We start from the raw sequence: 9,370 nt of genomic DNA, 5'->3' as shown, positions 1-9,370 counted from the left end.
ACTAGTACGTCCTGTACGTCGGAAGTTCGAGGCGGCGCAGTTCCCGGCAGCGGACTTTCACAGGATGTGATGACTTCGACGTTCGACACAGGACGTGTCGGTATAGTCGAAGTTCCCCCTAACGCAGTGTCATTTTTACCGGACTTTTTGAACATCCTCTTAAAATTAATTAATACCCTAATATGGCTCGAATCATACTTGTCGTTTCTCCACCCTCATATATAATGTATAAGAATAAATAGACCATAATTCCGGTAACTGCTGTAAAAAACCATATAATACTTGTAACTGGACCAATTTTTTTATGTTTTTTAAAATTACCTTTAAAAGCAAGTCGCAATGTCACTATACCAAAGATTGCGCCAGTCATCGACAAAATGATGTGGAAAATTAAAAAGATAGTATAGTAAATTTTGATATTATCGGGTCCGCCAAAACTAGTATTACCAATAAAAATAGTTCTTGATACATAAATGATTAAAAACAGTAAGGCGCTTATTGCAGCAGCAACCATTGTTTTTTTATGTTTTTCTTTTTCTCCTTTGATGATCAATCTCCAACCAATTGCAACTAAAATTGCACTCAAAGCGATTAATAATGTACTAATAAAAGGCAAAATTTCCATTTAATAATTCCTTTCTTATCGTGTCGAACATTTTACTTTGAATAAGGTAGCGAATCTGGCATTGGATCGACACCCATATTCTTTTTGGAAAACCAACCAAAAAAGATCCATGCTAAAACAAACCCATAAATAATTTGTTGTAAAAACATCATTAATATTCCACCTAATTGCTGATCTTCTTGAGCACTTAAAGGTGAAAACATCTCGGCTCCTGACAATGTTCCAGATAATCCTGTTAATACATCACTTGGCACACATAAACTAAGTGCTTGAATCCAAGCTCCTTGTGAAGTATAAGCAGTATACAGTGACTTTGTTGAAAAAATCATTAATGCACAGGCAATTGAAATAATTAGAATACTGCCTAGTAAATAACCCATTTTTATTAGTGGATTAAGTGTATCATAAGATTTAAGTGGTGTTACAATCGGCCACCACATACAAAGAGATAGAATAAATAAGATTATTGTTATTCCAAAATGAGCAACAGGTGAACTTTTTGAAAAATCAAAGATAACAGGTAAATGATATATAGAAAATAAACTATTAAATAAAGCTAAAGCGATCAAAGGATGTGTAAAAAACCGAAATAGAGGCTTAATAACTGGTAACTCAATAAATCGTTCGATAAACCATGTCGGTAAACCACGAATAAAGAAAATCGGTACAACAAAATACAAAATAGACATTTGGATCATATGTGCACTCATCATGATATGGGATAATAAATCAACTGGCGCACCCTTAACAAGATAGAGTAAAATTAATCCAGTATAGAAAAATAATTGTTGATTAATGGTCGGTTTAGATACTTCGCCAAATATTGATCGCTTTGGTCCAGTAATAATAAAATAGACTAAACCTAACATTATTATAAATGTTAGAAAATAAGGACTCCATAATGCCCGAAATCCAAATATTTGTATCTCTAACCACATTTTTAAATCCACCTCTTTAACAATCTCTGCCAACTAAAAATAAATTCCCACATATATTATATCGCATCTGAATTGTTTTTCACACTTCACATGTGACAATTTACTAACGTTATTGGAACAGAAAATGTATAGTTCGAATGTTTTGTTGCAACTTAGTATCATCATGGACAATCGGAATCATTCAATAAGTAATAAAAAAACTGGAGAATATTCTCCAGTTTTTTAAAGTTTACCACCAAGATATAACCATTAATCCTGCTAGCGTTAAAAATGCAGCCCAGACACCACCATAAATTAATGTGGCAGGCATCGCATGACCTTTATCTTTCATATGCATGAAATAATAGAACTGAAAACCAGCCTGCACAATCGCCATGATGAAAATAATCGGCACTACATACATGCTTGGTAAAGTACCTGTTGCAACAATAGCGAAAGCAATGAGTGTAAAGACTATCATTAAAGCAAAGGAAATGAGCTGTTTTTGCATTTCTTCTTTGTTTTTCTGTCTTTTAAATGATTCAGATTGGTTTAAATTTGTATTTTGCTCGTTTGTCATCGATTAACCCACCTTTCCCATTAAGTAAACTACTGTAAAGATGAATACCCAGACAACATCAATAAAGTGCCAGAATAAACTAAAGGTATTAAATTTTGGTGCGTTAAAAAGGTTTAAACCTCTTTTAGCATTTCGAATCAACAATGTAATTAACCAACAAATTCCGAATAAAACGTGTCCTCCGTGGAATCCAACTAACGCATAGAATGCTGATCCAAAAGCAGATGAACGGAAAGTAAATCCATAATCAGTAATGTAATGCGCAAACTCATAGACTTCACATGCTAAGAATCCAATACCGAGTAGCCCGGTAATTCCTAACCATAAATACATCTTTTTAAAATCGTTATTACGCATATGATACATTGCGTAAACACTTGTAAGTGAGCTTGTTAATAGTAACATTGTCATTACAAATACTAAACCTAAACCAAATATTTCATCAGAGGAAGGCCCCCCCGCAGTTGAATTTTTCAATGCGAGGTAAGTCCCAAATAAAGTTGCAAATAATACTGTTTCTCCACCAAGGAAGAACCACTGTCCAAAGAATTTATTTTTTCCTTCTAATGTAGCTTTTTCTGGTTCTGCTGGCATAACTTCTGGAAATAAGCTGCTATGATTATGACTCATCTTTTATTTTGCCTCCCCTTCTAATGCCTTTTGAAGTTCTTCTTTAGGGATATAGTAGCCAAAATCATCTTTAAGTGATCTAACAACCATACAGCCTATTGAGAAGGCCATACCACCGTAAAGTGCTAAATACCATAAGCTATGGTCTACTTGATAAATAAATCCTATTCCTGCAACGAAGAATCCTAATCCCATTAAGAATGGTATGAATGAACCGTTTGGCATATGAACATCATCTAATGGCTCTCCCGGAGGAATTTTTCCGTCTCCTTCCATCTTCTCAATCCATAATGGATCAAGTCCACGAACAAGTGGAAGTTGTTCAAAATTGTAGTACGGAGGTGGAGATGAAACAGACCATTCAAGTGTACGTCCATCCCATGGGTCGGCAGCTGCTTTTTCACCTTTAGCTGCTGTGTAAATAATATTGATAATAAATACTATTGATCCAACCCCCATTAAAAATGCACCAATCGTACTTATAAAGTTACCTAATTCTAGTCCTTGGTCATGTAAAAATACCCAGTAACGACGTGGCATTCCCATTAGACCTAAAAAGTGCTGGATAAAGAATGTTAAGTGGAATCCAATAAAGAATACCCAAAACGAGAATTTACCCATACCTTCATGCAAAATGCGTCCGAACATTTTTGGCCACCAGTAGTGTAATCCACAGAAGATACCAAAGATAGTTCCTCCGACGATTACATAGTGGAAGTGTGCAACAACAAAGTACGTATCATGGTACTGATAGTCAGCAACGTTTGATCCTAACATAACTCCTGTCATTCCACCAATTGTAAAAGTTGGAATAAATCCGAGTGCCCAAAGCATCGCTGAATTAATGTGTACTTGACCGCCCCACATTGTGAGCAACCAGTTAAATATCTTAATACCTGTTGGAACGGCTATCGCCATTGTACCAACAGCAAAGATTGAGTTAGCAACCGGCCCTAAACCAACTGTAAACATGTGGTGAGCCCAAACCATAAATCCTAAAAATGCAATTAGCATTGTCGCAAAAACCATTGCAGTATATCCAAACAATCTCTTTCTCGAGAAAGTCGCAAATACATCACTAAAGATACCGAATAACGGTAATATTAAAATATAAACTTCAGGGTGTCCGAATATCCAGAAGATATGCTGGTAAATAATCGTATTTCCACCCAAGGCAACATTAAAGAATGCCGTTCCAAACATACGATCAAACAGTAATAAGAATAAGTTAATAGTAAGTGGTGGGAACGCAAATAAGATTAAAACACTAGTAATAAATGTTGCCCATGTGAATAAAGGCATACGCATGTAAGTCATACCAGGTGCTCTCATTGTAACGATGGTAGCAATAAAGTTAATACCACCCATTAATGTACCAGCCCCGGCAATTTGTAGACCTAATATATAATAGTCGACACCATGACCCGGTGACTGCATAGCAAGTGATGCGTAAGATGTCCATCCGGCATCCGGTGCTCCACCAGTTAAGAAACTTACGTGTAGTAATAATCCTCCAAATATGAATAACCAGAAACTAAGTGCGTTTAGAAACGGAAACGCAACATCTCGTGCTCCGATCTGTAATGGCATGGCGGCGTTCATCAACCCTATCAGTATGGGCATCCCCGCCAAAAATATCATTGTCGTACCGTGCATTGTAATCATTTCATTGTAGAAACCGGCACTTATAAAGTCATTTTCTGGTTTGATTAACTGAATACGAATAACGAGCGCTTCCAGTCCACCAAATATGAAAAAGAAACCTCCACCCGCCAAGTACAGGTGAGCAATTTTCTTATGGTCTACTGTTGTAAGATAGTCCCACAAGAAAGCACCAAAGCTTCGTTTACCAGTAGCTGCAATACTCAAATTAACTACCTCCTATAGTGATGATCTTTAAACTTTTATAAAAAGTTATTAGGATTGATCTTCCTTACTTTCAGCTGTAACACTAGATGGTTTTAACTGCAGTAAATACTCTGCAATCTTATCCGCCTCATCATCTGAAAGTTTAGGATGAGCTCCAGTCATTAAGTTACCAGGTTTTAATGACTCCGGATTTTGAATCCATTTAACCAAGTTTTCTTTTGTTGGATCTAGAACTCCTGCAAATCTTGAACGGTCACCGAACTGAGTTAGGTCTGGACCAATCGGTACAGTTCCCGCAGAATAGTTTTGTGTATCTGTTGCGTGACAACTTATGCACGCTTTTTCTTCGAATAGCTCTTTCCCCTCTTGAGCAACTGCATCTAAATCAAGTTCTTCTGAATTAAAGTTTTGCATATCTGTAACCCATTGATCATATTCTTCTTCACTTACAACGACAACTTTAAAATCCATCAATGAGTGTGAAGGTCCACAGAGTTCAGCACATTTTCCAAAATATACTCCCTCCTCGTAGGCTTGAATATACAATGTATTCTCGTTTTCCGGGTTAGCGTCTAGTTTTCCTGAAAGACTAGGTACCCAGAAAGAGTGAAGAACATCATTTGTAAGTAAATGAATATAAACTTTTGTGTTTACAGGAATATATAAGTCTTGGCTCGTTGCGATTTCTTCATTTTGATAGTCATAATGCCACCAGTATTGATTACCCGTAACATTAATATTAATATGGTCTGCTGCATCTGAATCATCTGCTAAATGAAACGTAGCAAACACAGTAGGAACCGCCATGATCACTACAAGGATAATCGGAATGATCGTCCAAACGGCTTCGAGCGTTTTATTTCCTTCTACCTGTTCAGGAGTAATAACTGGATCTCCCTTTTTCTTACGAAAACGCGTTAATACAATTACATACAAAACAATTACAACTAAAAATACAAACGTCATAACCACCGTTGTTAATATTATTAGTTGCATTGAAATATCTGCTCCATACCCTTTCGGTACAAGCGCTGTCAGATTGTCTCTACCACATCCTGATAGTACAAAGGCTAAAGAACCTAATAAAATTAAGGCTCTAAGTTTTCCCATCCAACCTTTCATGTATGCATACCTCTCTTTCTCATTTAATACTACATTGATTTTCATATAGGGCTGGTTTTTTTATTCTATATTATATAGTTACTATAATCATCGTAGAAAAAATAATGATGAGATAGCCTAATGAATAGAAAAAAACGATATTAGCCCACTTCATTACATTCTTCATGAAGAATCCACTAAGACCTATTAATAGCCAAGCTAGATTTAAGATTGTTGCACTAATTAGGAATGTTATCCCTAGTTCACCTAAGAAAAAAGGCAAAGGAAGTAAACATGCAATGTAAACGACAATTTGTCGTTTTGTAAATTCAAATCCATGTACTACAGGGAGCATAGGGATTCCAGCTGCTTTATATTCTTTACAGTTTTTCATCGCTAATGCAAGAAAGTGAGGCGTTTGCCATATAAACATAATTACAAATAGTACAATCGGCACGATATGAAATAATTCTGGGTTAACTGCAGACCAACCAATTAATGGTGGTACTGCTCCGGATATGCATCCAATTTCAGTGTTAAGGGTATATTTTCTTTTTGACCATATCGTATATAAAACTACATATGTAAACCACCCAATAAATGCAACTATTGCTGCTGTAATGGTTGTGAGATATAAAAGAATTAGTCCCAATAATGTAGAAACAATTCCTAAAAACAATACACTATTTAATGATACTTTCCCTGTCACCGTTGGCCGATTTTTTGTACGGCTCATCACTGGATCTATATCGACGTCATACCAGTTATTCAGTACACTCGCACCTATTAACACAAAGATACTGCCAACCATCGTTAATAGAAATAATTTAATGTTTTCCATAAACGACGCTTCCGCAAAGTAAAGGGCAAGCCAATAACCTGCAAAAACTGTAAATAAATTGGAATTTACTATCCCTATTTTAATAACTGATTTAATATCTTTAAGGTTTAGTTTTCCTTTATTTAATACAGCGGTCTCGTTGATTGTTATAGAAGAAGGCGAAACTTCTCCATCAGTCATTTCATGATAGCCTCCCTTCCCAATTGAAAATGAAAGAATATAAAAAGATATTTATCTTCATATACTTTTCACTATACTTGCTTCCCCTATTTGACATATAATGAATTCATTGCAGAGTATCTTATTGTACACTTTCCTCATTATAGATATAAAGAAAAATATATCAAGAAAAAAACTCACGTACAAATCGATACTACATAATAACTTCTATCATTAGTTTTAGCAAATTTCATTTCATATTGCAAGGAATTCTAATGATGTGGTGCTAAAAATCACATTTTTAAAAGAAAGTTTTACAAAACTGTGACAAGTATGTGTCATTCTGAAAAACACTGTTTAAATTAATTGATTTATTTATTGCACTACAGCTATGATTGATAACGAACAATTATTTATATTATTTATTATTTGGTATTAACTATAAAATAATTCGTTACATACTAAATACCATTATATACAACAAAGTGAGGCTTATTTTATGATTAGATCAATTAAATGGTTATCAGTAGTATCTACGATCGGTATGATATTTATTTTATTAGGTGGTGCCTTAGTTACAAAAACAGATTCAGGAATGGGATGTGGCAGTAGTTGGCCACTATGTAACGGACAACTTTTTCCTTCTGAAATTACGCCTGAATTAATCATTGAATATAGTCACCGGTTAGTTTCTACAATTATAGGAGTGACAGTTCTTTTACTGGCAGTTTTATCTTGGTTAGTAATTGGACATATAAGGGAAGTTAAGTTTTTAGCTTTTCTATCTTTATTCTTTCTTATTTTACAAGGACTAATTGGAGCAGCAGCAGTTATGTGGGGGCAATCTGATTTTGTTCTCGCTATTCATTTTGGCATATCGTTAATATCGTTTGCATCTGTTTTCTTATTAATGCTGTTAGTATTTGAAATAGATAAAAAATTAGACGCGAATACACTATATATCAAAAAGAATCACCGAATTGAAATTTATTTATTATCTGTTTTTACAATCATTGTTGTCTATACAGGTGCATTAGTAAGACATGTAAATGCAAATCTTGTTTGTGGTAGTTGGCCATTCTGTAATAACATTCATCCATTTGCCTTCTGGGATTACAACTTTCATCAATGGGTTCAAATGGGTCATCGTCTTTTAGCAGGGATTTTGTTCATTTGGACAATCCGTTTCTTCATTAAAGTATATAAAAATTATCGGGCTAACCGTATTATGTATTGGGGTTGGAGCATCACGCTTGCTCTTATTACTTTACAAGTCATATTTGGAGCACTTATCATATTTACCCAGTTAAATTTATGGGTAGCATTACTACACGCATTATTTATTACTTGTTACTTTGGAAACTTGAGTTATTTCCTTCTACTCTCTTATCGAAGTGCACAACAAGAAAGTAAAGTTCCAGTAAAAAATAAAGTTTCTTATAGTATAGAAGCTAAAAATGAGATTTAGGGATTACTCCTAAATCTCATTTTTTATCATATTCTTACTCCAAATATCCCAAGGAAATTTCTTAGGCGGATTTGACTGTACCGTTATTCTCTCCTTTTTTACAGGATGAATAAAAGATAATTCATATGCCCATAATGCAATCTGCTGACCTACGTTATTTATTCGCTTACCATATAGCTGATCCCCAAACAACGGATTTCCAATTGCGTTTAATTGAACTCTTATTTGGTGAGATCTTCCAGTCACTAATCTAACTTCAATTAAGGACAGTTTATCTTTTTGTCCTAATACTCGATAATGTAAAATTGCTTTTTTTGCATTATCAGCGTTAGGATCTACTACCAAAACTTCATTTTTCTTTCTATCTTTTTGTAAGTAATGTTCTAAAGTCCCTTTCCCACTAGCTACTTTTCCACGAACAATCGCTAAATATTTTCTTTCCAACTCTCGCTTTCTTAAAATGTTAGCCATTCTAGAAGCCGCTTTAGATGTTTTAGCTAATATAATCGCACCACCAACAGGTCTGTCTAACCGATGCACGAGACTTAAATAGACATTGCCAGGCTTATTATATCTCATTTTTATATCTTGTTTTAAAACCGTTAATAGATCTGGATCCTTTGATCGATCTTCTTGTACAGGTACATTTACCGGCTTTTCCACGATCAATAAATGATTATCTTCATATAATATAGGTATTTCCATTAATAAAACTCCTCATAAACATTTCATAGATAAAGAGAATTAGGGTCGGATGACATAATAAACATTACGATTTCACGACGGATTACAAAATAGAATGTACAAATGTTGCTAATCTAACAATGATGCTAGATACGTAGTTGAAGGAAACTGTGCAGTAGTGAAAATTTAAAACTAGTAATAGCTTCGTTGATTTCCATCGTGCAAATAAAAACGAAGCTACAAAACAGAATACCGCTACGGAAATACACTACGCTTTCCGTGGGCGGCTGTTGAGCCCCTTCGTGCTACGCACTTGGGTCTCACCTAGGCCTTTCCTCCCACAGGAGTCTCCGTGTATTTCCTTCGCTGGTTATGTTTGGTAAACAGCTCTGCACAGTTTTTTACCACTATCTCTATAGTTGATTGGAGCCGGAGGGCAGTCGACTCCTGCGGGAAAAGCACGTGTCTGAAGACTCAGAAGCAGTGGGTTTCTGCT

Annotated in this window: 9 protein-coding genes; 1 reads left to right on the top strand and 8 read right to left on the bottom strand. The window is 35.2% G+C overall.

Going from position 1 to position 9,370, the window contains the following annotated elements; translation table 11 throughout:
* Nucleotides 1–169 precede the first annotated feature (169 nt).
* From ACPYKA_RS15440 to cyoE, 7 genes are all read right to left on the bottom strand, one after another.
* Nucleotides 170–625, bottom strand: a complete 456-nt coding sequence (locus ACPYKA_RS15440; RefSeq protein ID WP_479543109.1) for a DUF420 domain-containing protein — start codon at nt 623–625, stop codon at nt 170–172.
* A gap of 32 nt (nt 626–657) precedes the next feature.
* Nucleotides 658–1,563, bottom strand: coding sequence for a cytochrome c oxidase assembly factor CtaG (gene ctaG / locus ACPYKA_RS15435; protein ID WP_479543108.1), 906 nt, complete (start codon nt 1,561–1,563; stop codon nt 658–660).
* A 229-nt stretch (nt 1,564–1,792) separates the two neighbouring features.
* Nucleotides 1,793–2,122: a cytochrome c oxidase subunit IVB gene (gene ctaF / locus ACPYKA_RS15430; protein WP_479543107.1), complete on the bottom strand. Its 330-nt coding sequence runs from the start codon at nt 2,120–2,122 to the stop codon at nt 1,793–1,795.
* A gap of 3 nt (nt 2,123–2,125) precedes the next feature.
* Complete coding sequence (locus ACPYKA_RS15425) at nt 2,126–2,752, bottom strand: cytochrome (ubi)quinol oxidase subunit III (protein WP_479543106.1); 627 nt, start codon at nt 2,750–2,752, stop codon at nt 2,126–2,128.
* A gap of 3 nt (nt 2,753–2,755) precedes the next feature.
* Nucleotides 2,756–4,621 carry a cytochrome c oxidase subunit I gene (gene ctaD, locus ACPYKA_RS15420; RefSeq protein ID WP_479543105.1) on the bottom strand — a complete coding sequence of 622 codons (1,866 nt, stop codon included), beginning with the start codon at nt 4,619–4,621 and terminating at the stop codon, nt 2,756–2,758.
* A 48-nt stretch (nt 4,622–4,669) separates the two neighbouring features.
* Nucleotides 4,670–5,743 carry a cytochrome c oxidase subunit II gene (gene coxB / locus ACPYKA_RS15415; protein WP_479543104.1) on the bottom strand — a complete coding sequence of 358 codons (1,074 nt, stop codon included), beginning with the start codon at nt 5,741–5,743 and terminating at the stop codon, nt 4,670–4,672.
* Between the two features lie 70 nt (nt 5,744–5,813).
* Entirely contained in the window at nt 5,814–6,743 is a 930-nt protein-coding gene (gene cyoE, locus ACPYKA_RS15410) for a heme o synthase (RefSeq protein WP_479543103.1), read from the bottom strand.
* 478 nt (nt 6,744–7,221) lie between these two features.
* Between cyoE and ACPYKA_RS15405 the strand changes: the two genes are divergently transcribed.
* The gene (locus ACPYKA_RS15405) at nt 7,222–8,190 is read left to right on the top strand and encodes a COX15/CtaA family protein (protein WP_479543102.1); all 969 of its coding nucleotides are present in this window, start codon (nt 7,222–7,224) and stop codon (nt 8,188–8,190) included.
* Between the two features lie 9 nt (nt 8,191–8,199).
* Here ACPYKA_RS15405 and ACPYKA_RS15400 read toward each other — a convergent pair whose 3' ends face one another.
* Nucleotides 8,200–8,895 (bottom strand): RluA family pseudouridine synthase, encoded by a 696-nt coding sequence (locus ACPYKA_RS15400; RefSeq protein ID WP_479543101.1) that lies wholly within the window; start codon nt 8,893–8,895, stop codon nt 8,200–8,202.
* Nucleotides 8,896–9,370: the final 475 nt, after the last annotated feature.

Origin of the sequence: Pseudogracilibacillus amylolyticus (SeqCode) (genome assembly GCF_051918545.1) — a bacterium.
Lineage (GTDB): Bacteria > Bacillota > Bacilli > Bacillales > Amphibacillaceae > Pseudogracilibacillus.
The sequence above is the reverse complement of the archived record's forward strand: the minus strand, read 5'-3'. Positions and strand labels throughout refer to the sequence as shown.

Bases quoted from the DNA above. Each gene is read 5' to 3' on its own strand.
- ACPYKA_RS15425 (WP_479543106.1), bottom strand. From the start codon at position 2,752: ATGAGTCATAATCATAGCAGCTTATTTCCAGAAGTTATGCCAGCAGAA.
- coxB (WP_479543104.1), bottom strand. From the start codon at position 5,743: ATGAAAGGTTGGATGGGAAAACTTAGAGCCTTAATTTTATTAGGTTCT.
- cyoE (WP_479543103.1), bottom strand. From the start codon at position 6,743: ATGACTGATGGAGAAGTTTCGCCTTCTTCTATAACAATCAACGAGACC.
- ACPYKA_RS15440 (WP_479543109.1), bottom strand. From the start codon at position 625: ATGGAAATTTTGCCTTTTATTAGTACATTATTAATCGCTTTGAGTGCA.
- ctaG (WP_479543108.1), bottom strand. From the start codon at position 1,563: ATGTGGTTAGAGATACAAATATTTGGATTTCGGGCATTATGGAGTCCT.
- ACPYKA_RS15405 (WP_479543102.1), top strand. From the start codon at position 7,222: ATGATTAGATCAATTAAATGGTTATCAGTAGTATCTACGATCGGTATG.
- ctaF (WP_479543107.1), bottom strand. From the start codon at position 2,122: ATGACAAACGAGCAAAATACAAATTTAAACCAATCTGAATCATTTAAA.
- ACPYKA_RS15400 (WP_479543101.1), bottom strand. From the start codon at position 8,895: ATGGAAATACCTATATTATATGAAGATAATCATTTATTGATCGTGGAA.